25 protein-coding genes are annotated in these 24,709 nt (G+C 71.1%); 13 read left to right on the plus strand and 12 right to left on the minus strand.

Translation table 11 applies throughout. The features are described from left to right. Positions 1-91 precede the first annotated feature (91 nt). From pheS to AAFX79_01130, 3 genes are all read left to right on the plus strand, one after another. Complete coding sequence (gene pheS / locus AAFX79_01120; protein ID MEO1007149.1) at positions 92-1,126, plus strand: phenylalanine--tRNA ligase subunit alpha; 1,035 nt, start codon at positions 92-94, stop codon at positions 1,124-1,126. A gap of 367 nt (positions 1,127-1,493) precedes the next feature. Continuing rightward, positions 1,494-2,078 carry a PH domain-containing protein gene (locus tag AAFX79_01125; protein MEO1007150.1) on the plus strand — a complete coding sequence of 195 codons (585 nt, stop codon included), beginning with the start codon at positions 1,494-1,496 and terminating at the stop codon, positions 2,076-2,078. A gap of 101 nt (positions 2,079-2,179) precedes the next feature. Continuing rightward, entirely contained in the window at positions 2,180-2,512 is a 333-nt protein-coding gene (locus AAFX79_01130) for a hypothetical protein (GenBank protein MEO1007151.1), read from the plus strand. Positions 2,513-2,561: 49 nt separating this feature from the next. Here the strand turns inward: AAFX79_01130 and tig are convergent, their stop codons facing one another. Further along, complete coding sequence (gene tig / locus AAFX79_01135) at positions 2,562-3,962, minus strand: trigger factor (protein MEO1007152.1); 1,401 nt, start codon at positions 3,960-3,962, stop codon at positions 2,562-2,564. 410 nt (positions 3,963-4,372) lie between these two features. Between tig and AAFX79_01140 the strand changes: the two genes are divergently transcribed. From AAFX79_01140 to smpB, 5 genes are all read left to right on the plus strand, one after another. Beyond that, entirely contained in the window at positions 4,373-5,386 is a 1,014-nt protein-coding gene (locus AAFX79_01140; GenBank protein MEO1007153.1) for a fasciclin domain-containing protein, read from the plus strand. 121 nt (positions 5,387-5,507) lie between these two features. Continuing rightward, on the plus strand, positions 5,508-6,101 hold the full coding sequence (locus AAFX79_01145) for a sigma-70 family RNA polymerase sigma factor (GenBank protein ID MEO1007154.1): 594 nt from the start codon (positions 5,508-5,510) through the stop codon (positions 6,099-6,101). Continuing rightward, positions 6,098-6,787, plus strand: a complete 690-nt coding sequence (locus AAFX79_01150) for an anti-sigma factor (GenBank protein MEO1007155.1) — start codon at positions 6,098-6,100, stop codon at positions 6,785-6,787. Before AAFX79_01145 ends, AAFX79_01150 begins: the two co-directional genes overlap by 4 nt. Positions 6,788-6,805: 18 nt before the next feature. Further along, the gene (locus tag AAFX79_01155; GenBank protein MEO1007156.1) at positions 6,806-7,540 is read left to right on the plus strand and encodes a fumarylacetoacetate hydrolase family protein; all 735 of its coding nucleotides are present in this window, start codon (positions 6,806-6,808) and stop codon (positions 7,538-7,540) included. Positions 7,541-7,558: 18 nt separating this feature from the next. Then, positions 7,559-8,053, plus strand: a complete 495-nt coding sequence (gene smpB / locus AAFX79_01160) for an SsrA-binding protein SmpB (protein ID MEO1007157.1) — start codon at positions 7,559-7,561, stop codon at positions 8,051-8,053. 15 nt (positions 8,054-8,068) lie between these two features. Here smpB and atpC read toward each other — a convergent pair whose 3' ends face one another. Continuing rightward, positions 8,069-8,485, minus strand: a complete 417-nt coding sequence (gene atpC / locus AAFX79_01165) for an ATP synthase F1 subunit epsilon (GenBank protein ID MEO1007158.1) — start codon at positions 8,483-8,485, stop codon at positions 8,069-8,071. Between the two features lie 82 nt (positions 8,486-8,567). Between atpC and AAFX79_01170 the strand changes: the two genes are divergently transcribed. Further along, positions 8,568-9,515, plus strand: coding sequence for an iron chelate uptake ABC transporter family permease subunit (locus AAFX79_01170; protein MEO1007159.1), 948 nt, complete (start codon positions 8,568-8,570; stop codon positions 9,513-9,515). Between the two features lie 7 nt (positions 9,516-9,522). Here AAFX79_01170 and AAFX79_01175 read toward each other — a convergent pair whose 3' ends face one another. The 3 genes from AAFX79_01175 to AAFX79_01185 all read right to left on the minus strand — a co-directional run bounded on the left by AAFX79_01175 (position 9,523) and on the right by AAFX79_01185 (position 11,210). Then, positions 9,523-10,257 (minus strand): putative metalloprotease CJM1_0395 family protein, encoded by a 735-nt coding sequence (locus tag AAFX79_01175; GenBank protein ID MEO1007160.1) that lies wholly within the window; start codon positions 10,255-10,257, stop codon positions 9,523-9,525. Between the two features lie 133 nt (positions 10,258-10,390). Next, positions 10,391-10,636 carry a 50S ribosomal protein L31 gene (gene rpmE, locus AAFX79_01180; GenBank protein ID MEO1007161.1) on the minus strand — a complete coding sequence of 82 codons (246 nt, stop codon included), beginning with the start codon at positions 10,634-10,636 and terminating at the stop codon, positions 10,391-10,393. Positions 10,637-10,760: 124 nt separating this feature from the next. After that, positions 10,761-11,210, minus strand: coding sequence for a CBS domain-containing protein (locus tag AAFX79_01185; GenBank protein MEO1007162.1), 450 nt, complete (start codon positions 11,208-11,210; stop codon positions 10,761-10,763). An 83-nt stretch (positions 11,211-11,293) separates the two neighbouring features. On the opposite strand from AAFX79_01185, the gene AAFX79_01190 reads away from it, so the two are divergent. Continuing rightward, complete coding sequence (locus AAFX79_01190) at positions 11,294-11,878, plus strand: HIT domain-containing protein (protein MEO1007163.1); 585 nt, start codon at positions 11,294-11,296, stop codon at positions 11,876-11,878. 7 nt (positions 11,879-11,885) lie between these two features. Here AAFX79_01190 and AAFX79_01195 read toward each other — a convergent pair whose 3' ends face one another. After that, on the minus strand, positions 11,886-12,218 hold the full coding sequence (locus tag AAFX79_01195) for a PilZ domain-containing protein (protein ID MEO1007164.1): 333 nt from the start codon (positions 12,216-12,218) through the stop codon (positions 11,886-11,888). Positions 12,219-12,520: 302 nt separating this feature from the next. Here AAFX79_01195 and AAFX79_01200 point away from each other — a divergent pair, with 302 nt between their 5' ends. Continuing rightward, positions 12,521-13,375 (plus strand): GC-type dockerin domain-anchored protein, encoded by an 855-nt coding sequence (locus tag AAFX79_01200; protein ID MEO1007165.1) that lies wholly within the window; start codon positions 12,521-12,523, stop codon positions 13,373-13,375. A 10-nt stretch (positions 13,376-13,385) separates the two neighbouring features. On the opposite strand, the gene AAFX79_01205 is transcribed toward AAFX79_01200, so the two are convergent. Further along, positions 13,386-14,042 carry a hypothetical protein gene (locus AAFX79_01205; GenBank protein ID MEO1007166.1) on the minus strand — a complete coding sequence of 219 codons (657 nt, stop codon included), beginning with the start codon at positions 14,040-14,042 and terminating at the stop codon, positions 13,386-13,388. Between the two features lie 143 nt (positions 14,043-14,185). Beyond that, the gene (locus AAFX79_01210) at positions 14,186-15,838 is read right to left on the minus strand and encodes an FAD-dependent oxidoreductase (protein ID MEO1007167.1); all 1,653 of its coding nucleotides are present in this window, start codon (positions 15,836-15,838) and stop codon (positions 14,186-14,188) included. A gap of 172 nt (positions 15,839-16,010) precedes the next feature. On the opposite strand from AAFX79_01210, the gene AAFX79_01215 reads away from it, so the two are divergent. After that, positions 16,011-16,787: a LuxR C-terminal-related transcriptional regulator gene (locus AAFX79_01215; protein MEO1007168.1), complete on the plus strand. Its 777-nt coding sequence runs from the start codon at positions 16,011-16,013 to the stop codon at positions 16,785-16,787. A 29-nt stretch (positions 16,788-16,816) separates the two neighbouring features. Here the strand turns inward: AAFX79_01215 and AAFX79_01220 are convergent, their stop codons facing one another. Genes AAFX79_01220 through AAFX79_01230 form a run of 3 tightly spaced genes read right to left on the minus strand, consistent with a single transcriptional unit; the run spans position 16,817 to position 21,157 of the window. Further along, positions 16,817-17,482 carry a hypothetical protein gene (locus AAFX79_01220; protein MEO1007169.1) on the minus strand — a complete coding sequence of 222 codons (666 nt, stop codon included), beginning with the start codon at positions 17,480-17,482 and terminating at the stop codon, positions 16,817-16,819. A 22-nt stretch (positions 17,483-17,504) separates the two neighbouring features. Then, positions 17,505-19,040 (minus strand): pyridoxal-dependent decarboxylase, encoded by a 1,536-nt coding sequence (locus AAFX79_01225; protein ID MEO1007170.1) that lies wholly within the window; start codon positions 19,038-19,040, stop codon positions 17,505-17,507. Beyond that, positions 18,944-21,157 (minus strand): glycosyltransferase, encoded by a 2,214-nt coding sequence (locus AAFX79_01230; GenBank protein MEO1007171.1) that lies wholly within the window; start codon positions 21,155-21,157, stop codon positions 18,944-18,946. Before AAFX79_01230 ends, AAFX79_01225 begins: the two co-directional genes overlap by 97 nt. 206 nt (positions 21,158-21,363) lie before the next feature. Between AAFX79_01230 and AAFX79_01235 the strand changes: the two genes are divergently transcribed. Further along, positions 21,364-23,715 carry a peptidylprolyl isomerase gene (locus AAFX79_01235; GenBank protein MEO1007172.1) on the plus strand — a complete coding sequence of 784 codons (2,352 nt, stop codon included), beginning with the start codon at positions 21,364-21,366 and terminating at the stop codon, positions 23,713-23,715. Positions 23,716-23,719: 4 nt separating this feature from the next. On the opposite strand, the gene AAFX79_01240 is transcribed toward AAFX79_01235, so the two are convergent. Beyond that, a complete protein-coding gene (locus AAFX79_01240) occupies positions 23,720-24,706 on the minus strand; it encodes a glycosyltransferase family A protein (protein ID MEO1007173.1) in 987 nt (328 codons plus the stop codon). Positions 24,707-24,709: the final 3 nt, after the last annotated feature.

Here is a 24,709-nt window from a genome sequence, read left to right on the forward strand (position 1 = left end):
GTGCAGACGTAGCCGCGGGTGACCGCGGCTTTTTCATGCGCCGCGGAACCGCGTGGCCCGGAAGCACCGAGGATTGCCCCTACCCTCGCCCATGCTCGACCAACTCGACACCCTCGAACGCGATGCGCTCGCCGAGATCGGTTCGGTGGCCGACGCCGACGCGCTGGAGCGGTGGCGCATCGGCTACCTCGGGACCAAGGGCCGGCTCAAGGCCGCGATGGGCCTGATGAAGGACGTGGCCAAGGCCGACAAGCCCCGCGCCGGGCAGCGGGCCAACGAGGTCAAGACCGCCCTCGAATCCGCCTTCGAGGCGAAGAAGGGCGAACTTGCCGGGGGCGGCGGCGGGGGTGCCAGGCCGATCGTGGACCTCACCGAGCCCGGGCTGGTGCGTTCCTACGCCGTCGGCCGCCAGCACATCCTCAGCAAGGTGCGCGCGGAGCTGGTCGAGGTGTGCGCGCGGCTGGGCTTCGCGGTCGCCGACGGCCCGGAACTCGAGGACGACGAGCACAACTTCGTCAAGCTCAACATCCCCCCGGACCACCCCGCCCGCGACCCGATCGACAACTTCTACGTCGACGACCCGGCGACGACGCAGACGCCGCGGATGCTCCGCAGCCAGACGTCCACGGTGCAGATCCGCACCATGGAGCGGGCCGTCAAGGAGGGCTGGGGCCCGCCGCTGAAGGTCATCTCGCCCGGCCGCGTGTACCGGCCCGACACGGTGGACGCGACGCACAGCTTCATGTTCCACCAGCTGGAGGGCCTGTACGTCGACGAGGGCGTGTCGATGGTGGACCTCAAGACCACGCTGCTGCAGTTCGCCGAGGCCTACTTCGGCCCCGGCGCCCAGATCCGGCTTCGGCCCAGCTTCTTCCCCTTCACCGAGCCCAGCGCCGAGTTCGACATGATGATCGCGCTCCGCCCGGGCGACGAGCCCCAATGGATCGAGCTCGGCGGGTGCGGCATGGTCGACCCCAACGTGCTGGAGGCCTGCGGCATCGACCCCGAACGCTGGACGGGCTTCGCCTGGGGCTTCGGCATCGAACGCCTCGCCATGGGCAAGTACGGCATCCCGGACATCCGCATGCTGTTCGAGAACGATCTGAGGTTCCTGCGGCAGTTCTAGATGATGTTCCGGACTGCCTGGGACTACACGCTGTTCTTCCGGCAGCTTGTCGAGTCCGAGGAGTGGAAAGAAATCGCCGTGACAGGGACGACCGAATACACGCGGCATGGACTCCGCGAGCGGTGGTTCAGGCACGCGGATTCTGGAGAGATCTGGCGGTTAGTCGAACCAGATGGTCCGTTTCGTGGCGACTGGACACGGTGCCATCTGCCGTAGCCGATCGCAAGCACCGCGGCAATGCCGAAGACCGTCGGAGGCCGATAGCTCAAGCAAACGACCCCTCGGGAATCCCAATACCCGGACGGGCGATCCGCGTAGACTGCGCATCGGCGGCGGGGCGTCGTCGGGCTTTGGCAGCGAGGTGAGGATGGACGAGCGATCCAGCAACGAGCCGGTGAAGAACGAGCCGGCGGGGCGCGTGAGCGATCCGCCGCCGGACGCGCCGGTCGATCGCGCCGCCGCCGCGGGCCTGCCGCCCGATTTCGGGCCCGAGCAGCGTGTGCTCTGGCTGCGGCCGGCGATGTTCCGGGCCAAGCCCTTCTCCTTCATGGGCCTGTCGCTGGTCCTGCTGGCATCGGTGGTGGGGGCGGTGGTCCTGGCGTTCGAGACCCGGACCTTCTGGCTCAATGCGCTGCTCGTTGTCTGCGGCCTGGCCTTCCTGGCCGCCGGCATCACGCTGCTGGTGTGGTGGATCCACACGATGGGCGCGTCCCTGGAGGTCACCACCAAGCGGACCACCGAGCGGCGGGGCCTGTTCAGCCGCGCCACCAGCGAGGTGCTGCACGACAACATCCGCAACATTCAGGTCGACCAGAGCTTCATCCAGCGGATCTTCGACGTCGGGGCCATCGGCATCTCGAGTTCGGGCCAGGACGGCATCGAGGTGTCGATGAAGCACATCCGCGACCCGCACGGCGTCCGCGGGACCATCGACAAGTACCGCCCGCTCTAGGCCCCCCTTCGCCCGCGAACTCGTTGGCCCTGGCCGCCGGGCCGTCCCGGTTCGGGATACGATCCGCCGCTGGCCGATAGACACTCCATTGGAGGGTCGCCATGAGCGAACGGCGTGCCTGGCTCTCGAGATTGCGGCTCCGCGTGGCGGGCGTCACGCTGGCGATCGTGGTGACGGCCATTGCCGTCGCTTCGCTGCTCAACTTCGCGGTGGCGCCGGCCATCGGCGTGGCGGCGATCGCGGTCGCCTGGGTGGTCAACACCATGACCACCCGGCTCAGCCAGCCCGTGTGCTACCACTGCGGCGCCGACGTCGGCGCCCAGCCCAGCGGCGATCACGGCGTCATCTGCCCGGAGTGCGGCGGCCTCAGCACGCCCATCATGCTGGCGCGGGCCGAGCACCCCGCCGAAGACGCCGACCGCCGGGACGCCTGAGCGCGACCGCGTCTAATGCTGGCCCGGGAGCGCCCGGACGCGAACGGGGCTAGGCCGTCTCGGTGGCGGCCGCCTGGGCGTTGAATTCGTCGAGCGGCACGTCCTTGACGTTGGCCTTCTCGATGATCGAGTCGAGCGTCTTGTGCTCGCGGACCTGCTGGGCCACGCTCTGGATCTGGCCCGACTTGGCCAGCTCCTGCTCGAACTGCTCGGGACGCGAGCCACGCTCGAAGGCCATCTGCGCGATCCGGCCGCGGACCTCCTGCTCGGACACCACCACGCCGTGCTCCTCGGCCACGCGGCTGAGCACGAAGAAGAGCTTGAGGTTCTGCTGGGCGTCCTGGGCCGAGGCGGCCCGCAGCTCGGCCACGTGCTTCTCGATCTCGGCCTGGTCCATGCCGCGGTAGAGCAGTTCCATGCGGCGGCGCTCCATGGCGCGGGCGGCCTGCTGCGCCGTCATCCGCTCGGGCAGCGGGAAGTCCACGCTCTCGAGCAGGTGCTTGGCGACCTGCTGGCGGAGAGCGGTCCGCTGCTGCACCTCCGCACGCTGCTCCAGGCGGCTGCGGAGCTGCTGCTTGAGCTCGTCCTCGCCCGACATGCCGAAGCGGGCCACCAGCTCATCGACGGCCAGCGGGATGATCTTGTCGATGCTCGAGACCTCGAAGGTGACCGTCAGGTCCTTGCCCCGCAGCGCCTCGACCTCGTGGGTCTCGGGGCCCTTGGTAGTCACGGTCTTGGTGTCGCCGACCTTGGGCGTGCCGATCTGCGTGGCGAAGTCGTCGACGAGCACGCCGAGGATCATGCCCTTCTGGCCGTCATCGCCCTTGCCCGTGGGCACCTGCACCACGGCTCCCTCGATGTTGTAGTGCTCGGTGCCCTCGCCATCGATCATGCGTGCGTTGCCGGTCAGGTAGTCGCCCGCCTCGGACGACTCGTGGCTCTCGAGGCTGCCCTCGTTGAGGCAGATCTTCTCGACCTCCTCGTCCACGCGGGCATCGTCGATCTCGATGATGGGCTTCTTGAGGTCCAGCCCGTCCACCTTGGGCAGCTCGAACTCGGGCAGCACCTCGACGTCGAGGCCGAAGCTCAGCGGCTCGCCCGCCCGGACCTCGATCTCCTGGAGGTTGGCGCCGAAGGGATCACCCACGACCTTGAGCCCGGTCTCCTCGATGGCCTGCTGGTAGGCCTGCGTCACCAGCTGGTCGCGGGCCTCGTTGCGCAGCTCGGTGCCGAAACGCTTCTGGATGAGCTGCCGCGGCACGTGCCCGCGGCGGAAGCCGGGCAGTTCGGCCTGCTCGGCCAGCGTGTCGACCGACTCGTGCAGCCGGCGATCCACCGTCTCGGCGGCGATCTCGATGCTCAGCCGCTTGCGGCTGGGGCCGCTGTCGGCCACGTCGACCTTGTGAAGGACCCGCTGCTCAGCGGTCGCGGTTGCCGTGCTGTCGGCCATCGTGCAGCCTCCGGATGGTGCAGGACGCGCCGTCACCGCGGCGCGAAAGAGATGCTAGGGCGACCCGTGCCCCCCCGCGGCCGGCGGGCGAGATCGCGCATCGGCGCGACCATCGGGCGTCCATCCCGTCCGCGCCACGGCACTTTTTCGATGTCGACTTGCCCGCTCGACCGGGGAGGATGCCGCAGGGTGGATGCGTGGGAGCACTTACGAACGGAATCATAAAAACTGGTCTGGCGTGGCCTGAGGGCGGTCGGTGCGTGATCGAGGCTCGGATCGACGCGATTCGCACGCCGACGGGACGCGTGCTTCCATCCGTCTCCCCATGCAGAGATGCAGCCCAGTGGGGGCGCCTCACCAGCGGCGGAAGACCGCCGCCAAGGCCGAAACATCGAATGGAGATTGCACGCATGTTCCTCAGCACCCTCAGCAGCAAGACCGCCGCCCTCGGCATCGCCGCCGGCCTGGCCCTCGGCACCACCGCCATGGCCCAGTGCGGCTACTCGACGGCGAGCGCCAAGGACTCGTGCGAGAGCTACGCCTCGGACTGCTCGGGCGAGACCACCGCGACCATCACCCTGGCCTCGACCACCGCCGACCACCACAAGCAGGACATCGTCGCGACGGCGAAGGCCGCCGGCAGCTTCGGCACGCTGCTCGCCGCCGCCGAGGCCGCCGGCCTGGTCGACGCCCTCAAGGCCAAGGGCCCGCTGACCGTCTTTGCCCCGACGGATGAGGCCTTCGCCAAGCTGGGCAACAGCACCATCCAGTCGCTGCTGAAGCCCGAGAACCGCGACACGCTCACCGCCATCCTGACCTACCACGTCGTTTCGGGCCGCTTCGACGCCGAGCGGGTCATCGCGTCCAACGACGCCACCACGCTCAACGGCCAGCAGATCGACTTCCAGGTCCGCGATGGCAAGGTCATGGTCGACAACGCCACCGTCGTGAGCGCCAACGTCGAGGCCAGCAACGGCGTCATCCACGTCATCGACTCGGTCATCCTGCCCGAGAGCAAGAACCTCGTCGAGGTTGCGCAGAGCGCCGGCAGCTTCACCATCCTCGCCCAGGCCGTGCAGGCCGCCGGCCTCGCCGGCGTGCTCACCGGCGACGACGCCTACACCGTCTTCGCGCCCACCGACGAGGCGTTCCGCAAGCTGCCCGCCGGCACGCTCGAGACGCTGCTCAAGCCCGAGAATCGCGACCAGCTCGTCGCGATCCTGACCTACCACGTCGTGCCGGGCCGCGTGTACGCCCGCGATGCCGTCAACGCCCAGCGGGCCGAAACCGCCCAGGGCGGGACGGTCCGCATCGACATCGCCGACGGCCGTCTCCAGGTCAACGACGCGGGCATCGTGGCGACCGATATCGAGGCCAGCAACGGCGTGATCCATGTCATCGACTCGGTCATCCTCCCGCAGTAGCTCGGATCCACGTTCATCTCGGCCCGCCGGCGTCCAACGGCGTCGGCGGGCTTGTTCTGTTGCGCCCTGCGGGCGGGTGCATCCGGATGAGGCTCCCGGCCGAAACCGCTCAAGGGCACGCATGACCGCTCCAGCCCCCCAGCCGGATCCCGTTCTCCCCCTGGTCGCACGAGGCGAAGCCGGGGCGGCCGATGCGTTGCTGGAACGGTACGGGGGGCTGGTCTGGTCGCTGGCGTGCAGGATGACCGCCACCCGAGAAGAGGCCGAGGACGCCGTGCAGGAGATCTTCGTCGAGGTCGTTCGCAGCAGCCGCCGGTTCGATCCGGCGGTCGCCGGCGAGGCGACCTTCGTCGCGATGATCGCCCGCCGCCGGCTGGTCGATCACCTGCGTCGCCGCTCGCGGCGCATCGACGCCGAACCCCTGGCCGAGCTCCACGAATCCGACGGTTCGATCGCCGGCGGCGTCGCGCTGCCGGACGAGGATCACCGGCAGCACCTCTCGGAAGAGGCCCGCCGAGCGCTGGCCGCGATGGATCGGCTCTCGGATGCGCAGCGGCACGTGATCCTGCTGTCGGCCTACCGCGGCCTGAGCCACGAGCGGATTGCGGCGGCCACCGGAATGCCGCTGGGCACCGTCAAGGCCCACATCCGCCGCGGCATGCTCCGCCTCCGAGAGCTGCTCGGGGCCGAATCGGCCGGGAGGTCGGCACCATGACCGCGTCCGGCCGCGAGCCCGACCCGGCGCGCGACGACGCGCTGCCCCATGACGCCAGCCCCACCGCGGAGACTACCGCCGCCCTCGACGCACTCTTCGCCGAGGTGGAGGGCGCGCGGATGCCCGCCGAGGTCGCCGATCGCGTCGGTCGCGCGATGCAGCTCGAACTCGCCGGCGCTGCGCCCCGCGGCAACAGCGGTGGCTGGCCCGGCCGCAAGGCCGTCGTCGCGTTCATCGCCGGCGGCGTACTCCTGGCAGCGGCCGCCGCGGCCTTCTTCGCGATCTCGGCCGCGCTCGACAACACGACCGACCAGGACCGGTTCGTGCGGCGGCACGCCGACGCCACCGAGTTCACGCTCCGGCAGCCCGGCGGGCCCAATGGCGGCTTTACGTGCGGCTCGGTCATCTGGTCGACAGAGGCCGGCCAGGGCGTGGTGTTCTTGCCCACGCTGCCCGTCAACGCCCGCAAGTCGGGCCGCTACACGCTGTGGGCCCGTGCCCCCGATGGCGTGCACCGCCTGCACACCTTCGATCTGCGCGAGCCCGAGACCGAGATGATCGCCGTCCCGCCGCGCCCGGACGATCCGGCTGCGCTCGATGGCGTCGACGCGTTCTTCGTGACCCTGGCGCCACAGTTCTCGCCATTCCGCGAGGCGGACGTCGTCGCGCAGTCCGTCGATCCATAACGCGGCCTACGTTGGCCCATGCAGTTCATTCGACATCGCGGCATGGTCGCGGTCGAGGCGGCGGCCGGCCCGCTGCCCATCCGCTGGATCGTCGCCGTTGGCCGCAACTACGCGGACCACGCGAAGGAGATGTCGAGCGGTGCACCGGTCGAACCGCCCGCGCACCCGACGGTGTTCGCCAAGAGCCCGGCGTCGGCCATCCTCCACGGCGAGGACATCGTCATCCCCTACGCCTGCCTCGATGAGGCCACGGGCGGCGAGCAGGTCGACTACGAGGCCGAACTTGCCGTGGTGGTCGGCCGCGACGCGAAGGACGTGGCCGCCGGCGACGCGCTCGACCACGTCCTGGGCTACTGCTGCGCCAACGACGTCTCCGCCCGCTGGTGGCAGAAGCACGGCGCGGGCGGCCAGTTCGTCCGCGGCAAGAGCTTCGACACGTTCTGCCCGCTCGGCCCGCGGCTTACGCCCACGGGCGACGCGCCCGATCCGCAGTCGCTTGCGATTACCTGCCGCCTCAACGGCGAGGTCATGCAGCACGCGCACACCTCGGACATGATCTTCCCGGTCGCCGAGGTGATCGCGCGGCTCAGCCAGGGCGCCACGCTGCCAGCGGGCACCGTGATCCTGACCGGCACGCCCTCGGGTGTCGGCGCCGCCCGCACGCCGCCGCGCTTCCTGCGGGACGGCGACGTGGTCGAAGTCGAGATCGAGGGGCTGGGCACGCTGCGAAACGGCGTGCGCGTCGAATCGTGACCCTCTAGAATCCCCGCTATGGCCCGCAAGAAGGGCAGCCGGCCGGTCACCATCGAGAACCGCCGCGCCCGCCACGAGTACGAGATCCTCGAGACGCTCGAGGTCGGCATCGCGCTGCACGGCAGCGAGGTCAAGAGCGTCCGCGACGGCCGGGTCAGCCTGGGCGAGGGCTTCGTGCGGGCCGAGGAGTACCCGCTGCGGCTCGAACTCTGGCAGGTCAACATCGCCGAGTACCCGCCCGCCGCGGGCCGCCAGCACATCCCCACCCGCATCCGCCCGCTTCTGGCGCACAAGCGGGAGATCCGCCGGCTGCTCCGCGCAACCCAGGAGAAGGGCGTGACCCTAGTGCCGCTCAAGATGTACTTCGCGGGGCCTTGGGCCAAGCTGGAGATCGGGCTCGCCAAGGGCCGCGGCCGCGTCGACAAGCGGCACGCCATCGCCGAACGCGAGATGAAGCGGGACATGGACCGCGCGATGAAGAGCCGTCTGAAGGGCGGCAAGGGTGCCGTGTGACCAAGCTGCGGGCGGCTACTTCTCCCGCTCGCGAATCAGCTTCAGCTGCAGCTTTGCCCGCTCCATCTGCCGCGTGATCCGCTCCTGCTCGGCGACCGGATCGGGATGGTCGGCGGGCACGCGGCGGGCCTCGGCCTCGGCCAGCTCGGCCTTGGCGTCCTGCTCGCTCAGCTCGGCCGGCGTCTTGGCGCTGCTGGCCAGCACGCGGATGGTGCCGCCCGAGACCTGCACGAAGCCGTCCTCCACCAGGTAGACCGCCCTGGACTTGTTGGGCATCTGCAGCGCCAGCAGCCCGAGCCCCAGCTTGGCGACGATCGGCGCCCGCCCCGGCAGCACGCCGAACTGGCCGTCGAAGGCCGGGATCGACGCGTAGCTCACCTCGCCGTCGGACAGCACGCCATCGGGGGTGATCAGCTTGCAGGTCAGGGTCATGGGGCCTCCGGTGGGGGACGCATCATCGAGGGGGAGCGATGGTAGGGGCCCTGGCTGGCGGCGGCCGGTCATACGCTGCCCGATGCGGGTTCGCGTGGCCTTGCCCATGCTGCTGGCGGTGCTGGTCGCGGCCCTCGGCCTGCGGCTGGTGGTTGCGCCGGGGGGGCTGGGGCTGCCCACATCGGGCGACGTGCTGCAGCTCCGCGTCGATCGCGCCCTGGCGGCGGTCGTCGTCGGCGCGGCGCTGGCGGGCGCGGGCGTGGCGCTGCAGGCGATGCTCCGCAACCCGCTGGCTTCGCCCGACCTGCTGGGCATGTCCGCCGGTGCGGTCCTGGCGGTCACGGTCGTGCAGGCCGTCGCGCCGGGCCAGGGCCGGGAGGCTCCCGCGGCTCTCGCCGGTGCGGTGGGGGCGCTCGGCCTCGTGCTGCTGCTCGGCCGCCGCCGCGGGGCCATCGAGCCCATCACGCTGATCCTGGTCGGCGTGGCGCTGGCCATCGGGCTGGCGTCGCTGGCCGCTGCCGTCCAGGCCATGCTGCCACCCGACGCCCGGCCCGAGGGCGCGTGGCTGTTCGGATCGATCATCGACGATCTTGCACCCTGGCAGCGGTGGGGCGGGCTGGCCATCGCGATTGCCGGTGTCGCGTGGATCGCCGCCCGCGCCCGCGCCCTCGATGCCGCCTCGATGGGCGAGGATGAGTCCCGGTCGGCGGGCGTGCCGCTCGAGCGGCTCCGCCTCGAGATGGTGCTGGTGGCGGGGGTGCTGACGGCCGTCGCGGTGCTGCTCGCGGGCCCGATCGCCTTCCTGGGCCTGGTTTGCCCGCATCTGGCCCGCCTCACGCTGGGCCCGAGGCACCTGCCCCTGGTGATCGGCGCCGCGGCCGCGGGGGCCACGCTCATGCTGCTGGCCGATGCGGGCTCGCGGGCGCTGCCGCTGCAGGCCGGTCGCCTGCCGACGGGCGTGGTCGTCGCCGTGCTGGCGGCGCCCGCCTTAGTGCTCATCCTGAGGGCCGAGGCGACGCGGCCCGGCTGAGGCGTCGCTAGGCCAGCACGTCGACGCCGCCGCTGCGGCGCAGCTCGTCGAGGCGCTCGGCCGGGCTCCGCAGGTCGGACTGCGAGGCCCAGACTTCGGCGCCCAGGTCGCCCGGCGTGAGCCCGCGCTCCACGATCGCCAGGCCCCCGTCGCCGGCGTCCGGGGCGGTGAGCGTCGCCTCGGTGCCGTCGTCGTCCGCGGCCCGAATCGAATCGGGCACGTCCCGATCGGCCTGCGCCCGGCGGCCCTCGGTAGCCTGCTCGAGCTGCTCCTGCACCATGGCCTGGCGTGCGGCGGACTCCATCCGCGCCGCCTTGGCCGCGATGGCACGATCGGTGCTCGAGGGATCGGCCGGTGCGAGCGCGGCGCGGCGGATCTGGGCGGCCTTCTGCACCGTCTCCTCGGGCGTCCGCGCGGGCGAGGTGTCGATCTTCACCGAGCCCGCAACGGCATACTTCTTGCCATCCGGCCCCGTGCGGAACTTGTAGAAGGGCCCGCCCCGGAACAACGGACCCGCCGCCGCTCGGTGCGCCTCCTCGTGCCGCCGGACCCGCTGGTCGGTGCTCTCGAGCTCGCGGACCTCGCGCTGCTGGGAGTCGTCTAGCCGCTGGCCGCCGGGCGAGCGGGCTTCGGACCCACGCTCGATCGGTGCGGCCTCCTCGGCCCGCCTCGTGGCTGCGGGCCGGCCCACCCCCGGCGCGGGTGCGGCTGCGATCGGGTTGGCCGTGGAATCGACACGCATGGCTCCACCGCATCCATCGTCGAAAGAAACAGCCCCGCACTCCAGCACTTGAGCGCAGGGCCTCGATACGGACCAAGAAATGCAGGGCCGGGCCGGTCTGGATGGACCCGGGTGGTCCGAGAAGTGGGGGCGGCTAGGCCTTCTTGGACTTCTTCTTGTCCTTGCCCTTCTCGAAGTAGTTGCCGCCGAACTTCTTCTGGAATTTCTCCACGCGGCCGGCGGCGTCCACGAACGCCTGCTTGCCCGTGAAGAAGGGGTGCGAGCCGGACCACACCTCGACGTGCATCTCGGGCACCGTGGCACCCACGGTCATCACGACCTCGCCGTTGTGGTAGACCTTGCAGTTGGGGTAGTAAGTCGGGTGGGTGTCCTGCTTCATGGCACGCTCCGGCTGGGGCTCCGCTCTCGGGGACCACGATGATACCACGGCGCCACGCCGCCGGCGAGGGATCGACGGAGTCCGAATCGCGCGTAGGGCGGCCACGAGGCGGAGCTGGCTGGGCCTAGGCGGCCGGTGCGTCGGGCTGGGGCTCCTGCTCCACGCCCATGTCCCGCAGGCAGGCCCACAGCACGTCCCGCGTGGTCACCATGCCGATGAGCTCGTCCCGGGCATTGACCACCGGCAGGCACGAGACCTTGTGGTGCAGCATGATCAGGGCGCACTGCTCGACCCGTTCGTCCCGTCGGGCGATCCTGGGCAGCCGCGTCATGATCTGGTGGGCCTTCTTGCGGAGGCTGTTGGCGTCGGCCGTCCGCTCGTTGATGGTGCCCACGAACGGGCTGAGGTGCGCGAGCATGTCGCGGTCGGAGACGATCCCCGCCAGCGTGCCGTCGTCGTCGATGACCGGCAGGTGGCGGAAGCGATAGCGGTCGAACAGGTCGCGGGCGACGGAGAGATCGTCGTCCATCGTCAGCGTGACGACGTCGCGGGTCATGATGTCCTGCACCAGCATGCCGGCACCTCCTGGCGGCGCGTCTCGCCGCTGTGCCTATCGACATTTCTCGGGTGTCGTCCCAGCCGCCGCTAGAGTCGGCGATGGACGCAACGCCGGGCCGGGGCCCCGATAACCGCCCCGCGGGTCCCGAGGGCATCCACGCGCCGTGGCGGATGCGGTACCTCGAGTCGCTCGCCGACGAGCCGCCATCGGCTACCAACGATGGCGCCACCTTCCTGTCCGCGTACTGGCGGGATCCCGACGCCGACGAGCGCAACCACGTGGTCGCCCGCACGGCCCGCGGCATGATCCTCCTCAACGCCTTTCCCTACGCCAACGGCCACCTGCTGGTAGCGCTGGGCGAGCCGCGGCCCCGGCTGGTCGAGTACGCCCCCGAGGATCGCGGCCACCTGTGGATGCTCGTGGAGCTTGCGTGCGATCTCGTCGAGCGCACGCTGCAGTGCCAGGGGCTGAACGTGGGCATCAACCAGGGCCGCGCCGCGGGTGCCGGCGTGCCGAGCCACCTGCACGCGCACGTCGTGCCACGCTGGGGGGGAGACACCAACTTCATGACCGTGGTGGGCCAGATCCGCGTCGTGCCGCAGGCCCTGGACGACATGGCCCGCCGCTACCGCGACTGCTGGGCCCGCCTGCGCGAGGCCGATGCCGCCGGGCTTGACGCCTAGGGCGCGCTCAGGCTGCGATCGTCATGCGGTCGAGCGCGACGCCGATGCGCCAACCGCCGTCCATCTCGGCGCACCGCACGACGCGGCCTCGGACGAAGCCGGTCTGCCGGCCCTCGTCGTAGAGCGTGACGCGATCGTCCGCCTCCAGCGGCCGGGCCGAGCGCAGACCCAGGCCCTCGGTGCTGGCGTCGAGCAGCTCGACGGGCAGCAGGTTGCGGCCGCCCTCGACCGCGAACACCACCGCCAGTCTGCGGCCGCTGCACTCGAGGCGTTGGCAGCGGCGGCGATCGAACTTGAACGGTCCCGGTGCGGGATTGCGGCCCACCGGCCGCGCGGGCATGCGTCGGACTGCACCCATCTCCTGGCCCCACGTGGTGGCTCGGCAAGAGAGGCGGCGGGCCATCCACCCATGGCCCGCGGCCGGCTCCCCTGAACTCCTCCCCAACGCGCAACGGATCGGCCCGTCTCGCGGACCGCTCCATCCCAATCTGGGCGAAATGGGGTAGAACGGTGGATCCTGCGGTTCGTGCGCTCGGGTTTGCCGCAGGGAGGGGGCCAAACCGGCCGACCCGCTGGCGTCGCTCCCCGGTATGGTGTAGCGATTGCGCAGGTCGTGCCGTAGGCCGAGCGGGAGCGAAGACCATGCCGAGAGAGAGAGCCGTTATCGCCACCATCGCCGCCGTGCTGGGGATCGCCCCGGTTGCGGTGGCCCAGGCCGTCCTCTTCGAGAACGGCCCGTTGTCGGGCATGCCCGGCGGCCACGAGACCGGGGCCGACCTGGTCTGGTCGGTGCCCGAGGGGGCCTCCGTGGGCGTCAGCGGCCGGCGGGAGGTGGGCTATAGCCTGGCCGAGCGGATCGAGATCGACGCCGCCGGCTCCATCCGCGGCGTCACGGTGTTCGCCTACCAGCAGGGCGCCATCGCCGGCCCGACCATCGACTTCCTGGGCGTCGAGTTGTGGGATGGCCCCCCCGGTGCTCCCGGCAGCGTGCGCATCGCCGGCGACGCCGAGTCCAACGCGCTCGCCGACGCCGAGTTCGCGGGCGCCTACGCGGCGGTCTTCGGCGTGACGCACACGACCGATCGCCCGGTGTTCGCGCTCACCGCGAGCGATCTGGACTGGGACATCGACGCTGGCACCTACTGGGTCGCGTGGGAACTCGACGGCACGCTCGACGGCGGGCCGTACTCGCCCTACCTCGGATCGGCTAGCGAGCCCGTGCCCGGCGGGGCGCTCCAGCGGGTGCTGGGCGTGTGGGTGCCGGCCCGCAATGCGAGCTCCGACGGCGTGCAGGTCTCGCTGCCGATCGTGGTCTCGGGCGATTCGGCCTGCACGGGCGACTGCGACGGCGATGGGTCGCTCGCGATCTTCGACTTCCTGTGCTTCCTGAACGCCTACGAGGCCGGCGACGCGTCGGCGGATTGCACCGGCGACGGCTCGCTGACGGTCGAGGATTTCGTCTGCTTCGGTGACGCGTTCGCCGCGGGCTGCCCGTAGATGCGGTGGCCTAGGACCCGCCGCCCGGCGCAATCAGGCGGTCGATGTTGAACGCCGTCGCCGATGGCCCATCGATTCCCGTGACGACCTGCCAGAAGGGCTCGTCGAATGCGTCGGGCAGCCAGATGCGGAACTGGCCGTCCTCGTCGTCGGCGTACTGCTTGAGGGGCAGCCCGCCCACGAACACCGCCCGCTGCAGCAGCAACAGATCGTCGCTGACATACTCGGATTCGGCGGCGACGCCGATGATCGCGTCCACGAGCTCGCTGAACAGGGTGCGGTCCTGCCTGAGCAGCACGTCGGCGTCGTCCCAGAGCAGATAGCGATACCGGCTCGCCGGGCCGCAGTGCGCGGGGTCCCGGCCGCGGAGCAGCGAAACGACCCCGCGCGGGCCGTTGACGCGTCGGGCCAGGGTGGGGCCTGGCACCCCCCGCTCGAGCTGCTCGCAGAAGCTCTCGAGGTTGGTAATGTGGCGGCCCCGGAAGCAGAATACCTCGGTGTGCCGCTGGGCCTGCAGGTACTGGCCGAGCGAGGTCGCGAAGTCGATCTGGTAGCGGGGGTGGGCCGACCAGGCCACGAGGTGAGACTCGTCGGTGAGCGCGGCAACGTCGGCCTGCCACTGCCCGCTCAGCAGCGGGTTATTGGACTGGCTGGTCAGCACGCCCATGCAGCACCTAACGGTCGAACCGCCCACGGGGTGGCCAGGGGATGGCCACCGATGGCAGTAGTGTGCGCCACATTCCCGGGCGGGCCAGCAATCGCCCGAATAGGCGGCATGACCCGCATAACCGGAGGGCCCCGCGGCCCCGATTACCGGGCTTCGGGGGCCATATGGTCCGATGTGCCAGGGATGACCCGCGGGTCCGGCGGCTTCCGCGAGGCTTCTGATGAGATCTCGATCTCGACATCTGCCGGGGAATTCTGGGTCGTTCTTGCCGAGAGCCTCTTCTCGCCGGAGCCGGCCACCTCTGGCCGCGCGTGGTCGGCCGCCTGCCGGCCGTCGTCGGTGACGCGGTAGACCAGGCCGATGGTCTTCTCGGGCTTGCCCAGCAGCAGGCGATCGACTACCTCGACGCCCTGCATCAGCGTGTGGTCGGTGTTGGCGACCTCGTACTTCCACATGCCGAAGCGGCCGCGGCTGTAGATGCCGTGCCGCTCCAGCCAGGGGATGGCGACCGAGAGCCGCTCGTCGCGGTCGACCGACGGCGTCGGGTAGCTGTACTCGACGGCGTGGTGCCAGGTCGATTCGATGTCGGCCCTCTCCCCGGGCTCGAGCAGGCCGGCGTTCTCGAGGCCCGCGATGGTCTGCTCGACGATGGTCGCCGGGTCGACGGGCTTCTCCGGGCTTGCGCTGGTCTCGCACAGCAGCGAGTAATGCGTTGCATTCTCGCCGGTTTGGTCGGGCGTCATGTACGGCGAGTAGTTGCTCAGGTAGGTGACGCGGTAGAAGGGGCAGTTGCCCTCGGGGAAGTACATCCAGCTCTTGGTGCTGGGGCAGGGCCGCCGCAGCCCGATGCCCACCATGTGGCCCGCCGAATGCAGCAGGCCCCCCGCGGCGCTCGCAACGTCGTCCGGCACGTCCTGCACGATCCGGGCGCACAGCACGTCCAGCGGCATGGCCGAGATGAGCATGTCGTATCGCAGCTCCTCGGTTGTGCCGTCGGGGCGGCGCACACGGGCGATCTTCTCGGCCGGGTCGATGGACACGACCTCGGTCGACAGCCGGATGTGGTCCGACAGCGCGTCGGCCATCCGCTTGTAGAACTCGCCCGTGCCGCCACGGAGCGGAAACTTGAAGCGGTTGTTGGGGCCCCAGCCGAAGTCGTCGCGCTGCTCGACGACGTTGCGGACGGCGCGCTCGACGTCGAGCACCGCGACCCGCTCGCCGATCCAGGTCTTGTTCATCCGCTCGGGCGGGTAGGCCCAGACCTTGAAGTTGTACGGCCGCATGAATAGGCGGGCGATGCCCTCGCCGAACACGGCGTCGATGAACTCGCCAAAGTTGCGCGCATCGGCGTGGCTCGGGCCCTCGGCGCCCTGGGCCTTGATGAGTCCGACGAGGCAGTCGGCGGCATCCTGGGGCGGCAGGTAGCGGATGTTGTTCTGGAAGGGGTACGGCACCCAGGTGTCGCGGAGGCGGACCCAGCTCTCGCGATCGTTGAGCGCGAAGTCGTCGCCCATGACCTCGTCGAAGACGCGGTCGTAGTAGTCGTAGTGGCTGAACATGACGTGGCCGCCGATGTCCCAGGTGAACCCGGCGTCGTCGACGAAGGAGTGCGCCAGTCCGCCGGCGTAGGGCTTGGCCTCGAGCACCGCGAAGTTCGCGTGGCCCAGCTCGCGGAGCCGCCACGCCGCTCCCAGGCCCGTGGGCCCCGCCCCGATGATCAGCACCCGCGGAGCGTCGGCGCGCGGTCCGAGCGGGTCGGCGGGCGATGGAGCGCGGTTGGCGGTGGATTGCGGCACGAAACCTGCCTTCTTTCTTACCCGCGATGCCGGTCCGGATGGCGCTGCGGCACACGGATCCGTGCGTTCGGGGCGGACGCGCCGCTCCGAGCGGCTCAGGTCCGTGGTTGGGGGTCCGGCGGGGGCGAATCAAGGCCGAACATCCGCGCGCAGCAGGCCCGAAACTTGGGGCATGAAGGCGATGCATGAGGGTACACCGGCGGCGACGATCGAGGCTCGGCCCCTGGGGCTAGGCGGCGCATTTCGCGTGGCATGGGAGCTGGCGTCCATCCCGCCGGTGCCCATCGCCGCGATCGGAGACCGGATCGCGCACGCCCTGGCATCGGCGGCGAGCGGATCGGTCGCGGCGGTGCAGATCGGCACGCGGCGGGACGGGGAGTGGTCGTGCCTGAGCAGCGGCTGGGCGCGATCGGGCGGCTCGCTACAGGGTGGTGGTCCCGGCCGGCTCACGCAGCTGCCCTGGCTCCGCGGCTTCGAGGCGGTCAACGCCGGCGAGCCCTGCTTCGCCGAACCCGACGCCGGCGAGCCCGCGCTGTGGCCCGTCGCGGCGGCCATGCGCGGCGAGGAGCGGGAGATCGATCTGGCCGCCGTGGTCGCCTACGCGGACGCCCCGGCCCTGGTGCTGACCGCGCAGTTCGCCTTGGGCGCACGGGTGGTGGCGGCGTCGAGCCACGTGCCGCTGCTCCGCCAGGCGTTGCCGTGGGCGGCGCGGATCGCGGCCGAAGCCCTGGATTGGCCACGCGACCCCTGCTGGCTGAGCGCCCGGGAGGCCGAGGTGCTCGACCAACTCGTGCTGGGCCGCAGCGTCAATGACATCGCCGACCGCATCGAGCGGAGCCCGTACACCGTACACGACCACGTCAAGGCGCTGCACCGCAAGCTGGGCGTGCACTGCCGCGGTGCGCTGGTGGCCCGGGCGATCCGCAGCGTGCCGCCGCCGGGCCTTTAGGCCGACGAGGTGCCAGCACCGCCGTGGCGCTACGGCGGCGGGGCGAATTCGGTCTGGCTGTCGACGAGGCGATCGCGGATCGCTCGGGCCAGCACACGGGCCGCGCGGCCATCGAGGCTCCGCGGCGCGTCGTAGGAGGTGCCCAGGCCCCGCCGGAAGAGCTCTGAATTGGTGGACGTCGAGCTGTAGCCGATTGCGCTGGTCTCCAGGCGCCGCGTCGGCCGCACACGCCTCGAGACGAGCACCCGCACGCTGACGACCACGGGCCCCTCGGCCTCGGATGGTGAACGCCGCAGCCCGGGCCGGGCCAGGGCGTCGGCCGCGCCCTCGGGCGGAGCCGAGCGGTCCTCGGCGGGCTCGAAGCGGATCTCGGCGGTCCGCCGATGGGGGTTGATGGTGTCCTCGGCGGCGGTGCTGGCCGACGCGATCGTCCACGCGGCGAGCAAGCCCGCGCCCTCCCTGGGGGCCGTGGTGATGACGCCCGCCTGGGCGTCGACGCGGTCGGGCTCGTAGCGATGGTCGCGGAGCACGTCGCGGGCGATGGTGAACGCCTGGCGGTACTCGGCTGCGTCGATGACGAAGCTGGCGTCGCCGCGATCGGTCCGGCTGGCGCAGCCGCCGGCGAGGCACACGCCCGCAAGCACGGCGGCGAGCAGCCCCGGCATCGACCGGCGGCGTATGGGGCGAGAGTCCATCGCGGCAGCGTAGCCGGGCCGGCTAGCAGTCCGCCGCGAGCGTGCAGATGGCGTCCCAGGCCTCCTCGACGTGCGTGCGGCGGGTGTGCGTCGAGCCGATGGACACGCGGATGGCGTAGCGCTCGCCGCCGTCCGTCGGCAGCGTCGTGTGGGTCAGCAGCAGCCGGCCCGTGGCGTTGCACCGCTCGAGCAGCGACCGCGTCCGGGCATCGGCGTCGGCGGGAGACTCGCCATCGCGGGTGATGAGCCGGATGCACACGAGTGAGAGCGAGCGTGGCGCGGCGAGCTCGAGATCGGCGCTCGCCTCGATCTGATCCTCAAGCCAGGCCGCCCACTCGACGTGCTGGCGGATGTGGGCCCTGAGGCCGGCCAGCCCGTAGTGGCGGAGCACGAACCACAGCTTGAGCGCTCGAAATCGGCGGCCGAGGGGGATCTGCCAGTCGCGGTAATCGATGACGCCGCCGGCCTCGGTCGCGCTGTTGCGCAGATACTCCGGCGTGACGCTGAGCGCATCGGTGAGAGCGCGTCGATCGCGTGTCCAGAACAGGTCGCAGTCGAAGCTGGTCAGCAACCACTTGTGGGGGTTGAAGCAGTACGAATCGGCGTGCTCGAGGCCGCCGAGGAAGCCGCGGTGCTCGGGGCAGACGGTGGCGGCGCCGGCCCAGGCGGCGTCGACGTGCAGCCAGGCGTGGGGCGCATGATCGTTGCGGAGGCGGGCCATGGCCGCGATGGGGTCGAAGGCGCCGCTGCTGGTCGTGCCCGAGGTGGCGCACAGGTAGAACGGCCGCAGCCCGGCGTCGACGTCGCTCCGGAGCTGGGCCTCGAGGGCGTCCGCATCGAGGGCGAACGCCTCATCGACGTCCATGCTCCGCAGGTGCTCGATGCCCGCGATGCGGGCGGCCTTGAGCACCGACGAGTGGGCCTGGTTCGAGCAATATGCGACCAGCGTGCGTGGGTCGAGGGCCGGATCGAGAAGGCGGAGCCGGTCGCGGGCGGCGACGAGGGCGACGAGCGTGGCCTCGCTGGCGGTGCCCTGGATCACGCCGCCGCCGCGGGGCTCACCCGCGTGCGGGCCGTCTGCGTAGGTCGCCGTCGAGCGGAAGGCCGCGGGCAGCCCGCAGGCGTCGGCCATCCAGTCGAGCACGCGGGTCTCGAGCTCGGTGCAGGCCGGGCCGGTCTGCCAGAGCATGCCCTGCACGCCCAGCCCGGTGCTCAGCAGGTCGCCCAGCACGGCCGGCCACGACGAGTTGCACGGGAAGTAGCCGAAGAACCGCGGCGACTGCCAGTGCATGAGCGCGGGCAGCACGAGGTTCTCGACGTCGGCGAGGGCATCGTCCCATTCGCCCTCGCCCATCGCGAAGCCGGCCTCGGGCGGCGCTTCGGGCAGGGCGGCGGCGAACTCGCCCGGTTCGACGATCGCGGCTACGGGCCGCTCGCCAACGCCCGCGTGGTAGTCGCAGATCAGGTCGACAACGCGGTGGGCGAGGGCTCGGAACTCGTGCAGGTCGACGTGGCCGGGATCGGTTCGATCGTGCTTGTCGGCGGCGGTGTCCGGCATGGACCAACGTAGCGGGCGGTGGGGCCCGCCACGCGGCCCCTGCGGAGTGCCAGCATGGCCCTCCAGCCGTCGCGCCCCGGTGCCTCGGGCGGCGGCGGCGAGCCCGCGAGTCCCGAACGCACGCCCGAGGCGACCGCCCGCAGCGCACCGGGCCGCCCGCCCGCATGGCGGAACGCGGCGAGCACGCCCAAGGCGATGCCGGCCCATCGCGTCCAGCCTCGGCCGTGCCGGCGGGCCATCCAGATCCAGTTGCGGGTGGCCAGGCGGCACCAGCGTTCGCTCTTCCGGGAGGCGGCCGGGCTGTCGTGCCAGACCACCCAGCTCGGATCGAACCAGACGCCGCGGCCCAGGCCCGAGAGGGTCAGCGCGACGTCGGCGTCGTTGCGGTAGAGGAAGAACTCCTCGCAATAGCCGCCGGCGTTGCGCCAGTCGGTCGCCCGCACGAGGTTGCCGCAGCCCATGACGGGCCAACGCTCGCTGGCGAACGCGACGTGGCGGGCAAAGGGCCATTCGCTGGCGCCACCATCGGGATGCCGTGGATGCAGCGCGACGGCCGCGATGTCGGGGCGTTGCTCGAGCAGGCCGCTCGCCAGCGCGAGGCCATCGGGATCGGGCCACGAGTCGTCATCGAGGATCAGCAGCAGCGGGCGCGTCGCGGCCTCGGCCCCGCGGTTGAACGCGGCGACGCCGGTGTTCTCCTCGCACCGGATGCACCGCACCGACGGGAAGCGGTCGGCGACCATGTCCGGCGTGCCGTCCACGGAAGCGTTGTCCACGACGATGATCTCGGCGGACGCGGCGGGCTCCGCGGCAAGCAGCCGGGCGAGCGTGTGCTGTAGGGCGTCGCGGCGGTTGAACGCGACGACGACGATGCTCAGATCGGAGCCATCGGACGGATGTCGCAGTGGCGCGGGCGGCGCGTGCGCGAAGGCGCCGCTCGTGCGCGCGAGGGCGGCCGTCGACCCGAGGCCGCGGGCCAGCATCCGAAGGCCACCGACGATCTTCGAGGATCGGCTGCCCGCGAGCCGCCACGCGCCATGCTCGTCGGCCGCGACGGAGCCGATGGGGGCGAGCCAATCGGCTGGGCGACCCCGGGGCGACACGACGCGCGGGGGCGGCTCGGGCAGATCGAGCATGTCGATGCTCGGCGCGTCGGGGCGGCCGGATGGGAGGTCCACAGGCAGCGGACCCATCGTGCGGCCGGCGTCGGCGTCGGCGAGGCCGCGGAGGTGCATCTCGGCGAGCACGGGCAGCCCGGTCAGCGCCATCGTGCAGGCCCGCAGGGTTTCCCGCAGGGCCCGCGGCGCGGGATGGACGCCCGCTTCGGGCAGGGCCGCCATCGCGCTGCGAACGGCGAAGTAGCGGGCGGCCGTCCGCATGCGATCCGGGCTCGGGTGCTCGACGATCGATGCGGGGATCGCCAGCAGCCGGCGCCGCGACGCCCGGCGGAGGCGGACGCCCCAGGCGACGTCGTCGCCGTTGAGGAACAGGTCGGGCAGCAGCCCGGCGTCGCGGACGGTGCCGGCGGCGACCAGGATGCTGCACGCCGCGAGGTAGTCGCACGCCTCGGGCGCCTCTCCCGCGGGCGGTCGCTGGACGTACTCGCCCGACGCGGCCTGGATCCGCCCGCCGCACTCGAAGGGCCGGCCCGTTGCCGGGTCGACGAGGGTGGAGCCGGCGGCGGCGACGTCGGGCAGCGCGAGCGCGTCGGCGAGGTGTACGAGCGCATCGGGGTGCGGGCGGGCGTCGGAATCGAGCAGCCACACCAGGTCGTCGTCGCCTGCGCCCGATTCCGATAACGCGTGCCGCAGCCCGGCGTTGAAGCCGCCGCTGCCGCCCGTGTTGCGAGCCTGGCGGAGCAGCCGCACGGTCCAGGGCGGCGGCAGTTCCGGGGCACCAAGCGGTGGATCCGAAGCGTTGTCGACGAGCAGCAGCGTCGGGGTGGCGGCCCTAAGAAGTCGGATGGCGCGCAAGCAGGACGCGAGGCCTTGCACGTCGGCCGGCCGGTTGAAGCAGGGGCTAACGACCCAGAGCCGCCGCGGCGGCGCACCCGGGAGCCCCGACGCCGGTTCGCTGGCATGGGAGGAACCCTCGGCATCTGGTGCAAACCGCGGCATGGATGCAGCGTATAGCAAGCCGCGGGGCGGAGGGCCCCCCCGGACCTGCCCGGCCCTCCTATAGTGGAAACCCACCAACGAGCGGCGGCCGAGGACGCTCCCGCCGCCCCACGCACGTCCATGGAGAGGTAGCGATGTCGTTTTTCCGGCGAGTCATCGGATTGCGCGAATCGAGTGGCCGAGCCCAGGGCTCGTGCGAGATGGAGATGCTCGAGCAGCGCGTGCTGCTCGACGCGTCGTTCCCCGACCTGACCGACCTGGTCGATCTCCGCAACACGGTCGTCCGATTCGAAACGAGTCTGGGCGAGATCGACTTCGAGCTCTACGACGCCGTGGGCCCAGGCGGCGGCGCCGCCGCCCCGGTCACCGTTGAGAACTTCCTGAATTACATCCAGGACGGCGACTTCTTCAATTCGTTCTTCCATCGATCCGTGGACGTGTCCTCGCCGGGCTTCCCGGTCGACGGGACGGACTTCGTGCTGCAGGGCGGCGGGTTCATCTTCACCGACGAAGACGGCCTCAGCCGCGTGCCGACCGACGACCCGATTGCCAATGAGTTCTCGGCCGATCGATCCAACGTGGTGCGTTCGCTGGCGATGGCGCGGATCACCTCAATCGGACCCGATACCGCGACGAGCCAGTTCTTCGTCAACCTGCAGGACAACAACGGTTCGGTCACGGGCGGCATCGACCTGGACGCCCAGGAGTTCACGGTCTTCGGTCGCGTGGCGAACGACCGGTCGTGGGGCGTGGTGCAGGCGATCACGGGCTTGGACACGTTCGTGTTCGCCGACGTGTTCACCAACGCCGACGGCGACCTGGTGACGCCCGAGGGCTTCCCGACGAGCCAGCCGTTCCTGCTGCCCGATCCGGGTGCCGACGTGGTCTCGCTGGCGCTCACCGACGTGCCGGTGCGGGTGACGCCTCCGCCGATCACCCCGGGCGAGCTGCGGAGCACGTCGCTGGCCGAGTCGTTCCTGGTCACGGTGTCCGATGCCGAGGTGATCAAGCCGGTCGAGGCGGAGAACTACTTCACGTTCCTGGCGGCGTACCCCGAGGGCTACGCCAACGACACGAGCGTGACCTACGTGGAGGTGACCACCAACCAGGCCGGCATGATGCCCGTGGACTACCAGGTCGTGCTGCGGTACGAGACCGGCGTGCGGGACCAGGTGATCGCCACCGGCCAGCTGCAGCCCGGGCGGATCGTCCGCGTGCCGATCAGCGACCCGAGCCTGACCGATGTGGACCAGGCGCGGAAGTTCACCCCGTTCGCCATCGAGGTGCAGGGCACCGGGGCGATCTCGGCCTCGCTGACGCACACCGACCAGGGTGCGACGCAGAGCGAGTCGTTCATCAACGCGACCGACCTGGATGCCCGCGGCGCGGGCGCATTCCTGAACTGGGACTTCGCCGGCCTGCGGACGACGATCGACGCCGATTCCGACGGCGTGCCCGACAACGTCGATGCCCGCGAGTCCTACATCGTGTGGCAGAACCTGACCGACGAGCCCGGCACCGTCACGCTGACGGCGGTGCTCGACGCCGCGACCCGCCGGACAATCACCTTCGACCTCGAGGGCAACCGCCGAGGCGGCGCCGAGCTGCACAGCCTGTTTGGCTTCGAGACGCTGGGCGCGCAGGCGATCCGCGTGACGTCGAGCGTCGAGATCGTAGCGGCGATGAGCAACTACGACCGCCAGGTGGATCCGGCGGACGCGACCACGTCGGTCAACGCCTACGGCGCGCTGGGCATCCCGGGCGGCGGAACCCTCGAGGGCGTCGCCGCGGGCGTGCAGTACACCGCGGACCCCGACGACGAGGCATACGTCAGCTTCTTCTCGTTCAACCCGACGGGCGGCGCGGTTGTGCAGCTGGAGATCTCGGACAGCTCGGGCTTCGCCGCCACGACGCCGATCGTGCTGGCGCCGCGGGACGTGGGCTTCTACAACCTCAAGAACCTGCTGAGCGCCTTCGGCGGCGTGTTCACCCCCGGCGAGATGCTGACGCTCCGGTACGAATCGTCGCGGCCGATCTCGGCCCAGCTCGTGTCGACCATCGGCAACGAGACGCTCACGACAAGCTTCCAGACGCAGCTGTCGAACCTGTACGTGTTCGCGGGCGGATTCGACGCGGGCGCCGCCGGCGGCACCGAGGTGCTCTCGCTCTACAACCCGTACTCGGCAGGCACCGATACCAACATCAGCATCATCGTGCAGTTCTTCTTCGTGGATCGCAACCAGACGATCAGCTTCTCGGCGTTGCCCGAGCTCGAGCCGGGCGAGCGTGTCGATCTCTCGGCCCGCGACTTCTCGGACATCGAGTCGATCATCACGCTGGGCGAGGACTACGGCCGCTACACCATCGTGGTGTCGGGCGTGGCGCTGCCGCCCGGCGCGGGCGCCCGCATCGACGAGGGCCAGTTCGCGGCCACGCTCACCCGGATCGGCCCCGATGGCACGCTGTCGGGCGACTCGGCGACGGTCTCGACCGGGTCGTACGACGGCTTCCTCCGCGATCTCGACGACGGCCTCTTCGACGGCACCATCGGCGGCTGACGCCTCAGCCCTCGGAGGGATGACGCAGGGCATTCGGGCCTCGCCGCGCAAGCCGTGCGGCGAGGCTCTTTGCTGCGCGGCGGACCGGAGCCGGCAGCAGGCCGAGGGCCGCGTCGGCCCGACGCGCAGCGGCGATGGCCCCCGACTCGTGGTAGGCGTCCCGGATGGCGCGAAGATACTGCAGCTCGATGGGCACGCCGGTCTCGTCGACCCAGTGGGCGTCGCCGGCCCGCAGCAAGGCGTTCGCCCGGGCGGCGACGTCCACCGCGTGCCGCTCGTACAGGGCGGAGTGATTGGCGCACAGCCGGCGGTAGAGGCCCTCGTGCCGTGCGACGGCATCGTCGATCATGGTCTGCTCGGCGTGCCGTCGCCAGTTGAAGAGCGGCTCGCGGACGCGGACGCCGCTCCAGCCCAGGGCCGCGAAGCGGAGCCACAGGTCCCAGTCCTCGTAGCCGTCGGTCATGGCCTCGTCGAAGCCGCCGGCGGCCTCGAAGCGGTCGCGGCGGACCAGCGCGGTGACGGGGTGCAGGTTGGTGACCATCAGCAGGATGGGATCCCACTCGGGCACCCGCCAGACGACGTTGTTGCCCCGCTCGGTCAGACGCTCTTGGCAGTAGGCGTGCGCGTGGTTGGCCTTCTCGTCGGCTCGCGACGCCGCGTCCAGCGCGGCGTGCAGCGTCGCGACGAAGGCCGGCTCGATCCAGTCGTCGGCGTCGAGGAAGACCAGGAACTCGCCCTGGGCGAGGGCCGCCCCGGCGTTGCGGGCGGCGGGCAGCCCGCGGTTGGCCTGGTGCACAACACGGACGCGGTCGCCGGCCAGGGCGTCGCAGGCGGTGGGGGTCGAGCCGTCGTCCGAGCCGTCGTCGATCAGGACGACGTCGACCTCCGCGTCGCGCTGGGCCAGGCAGCTCGCGACGGCCTCGCCCACGAATCGGCCGTGGTTGAAGCACGGCACGACGCAGGTGGCGGTGGGCGGGCGTGGATCGGCCATTGA

It is taken from the genome of Planctomycetota bacterium (assembly GCA_039819165.1).
In the GTDB taxonomy this organism is placed as follows: domain Bacteria; phylum Planctomycetota; class Phycisphaerae; order Phycisphaerales; family UBA1924; genus JAHCJI01.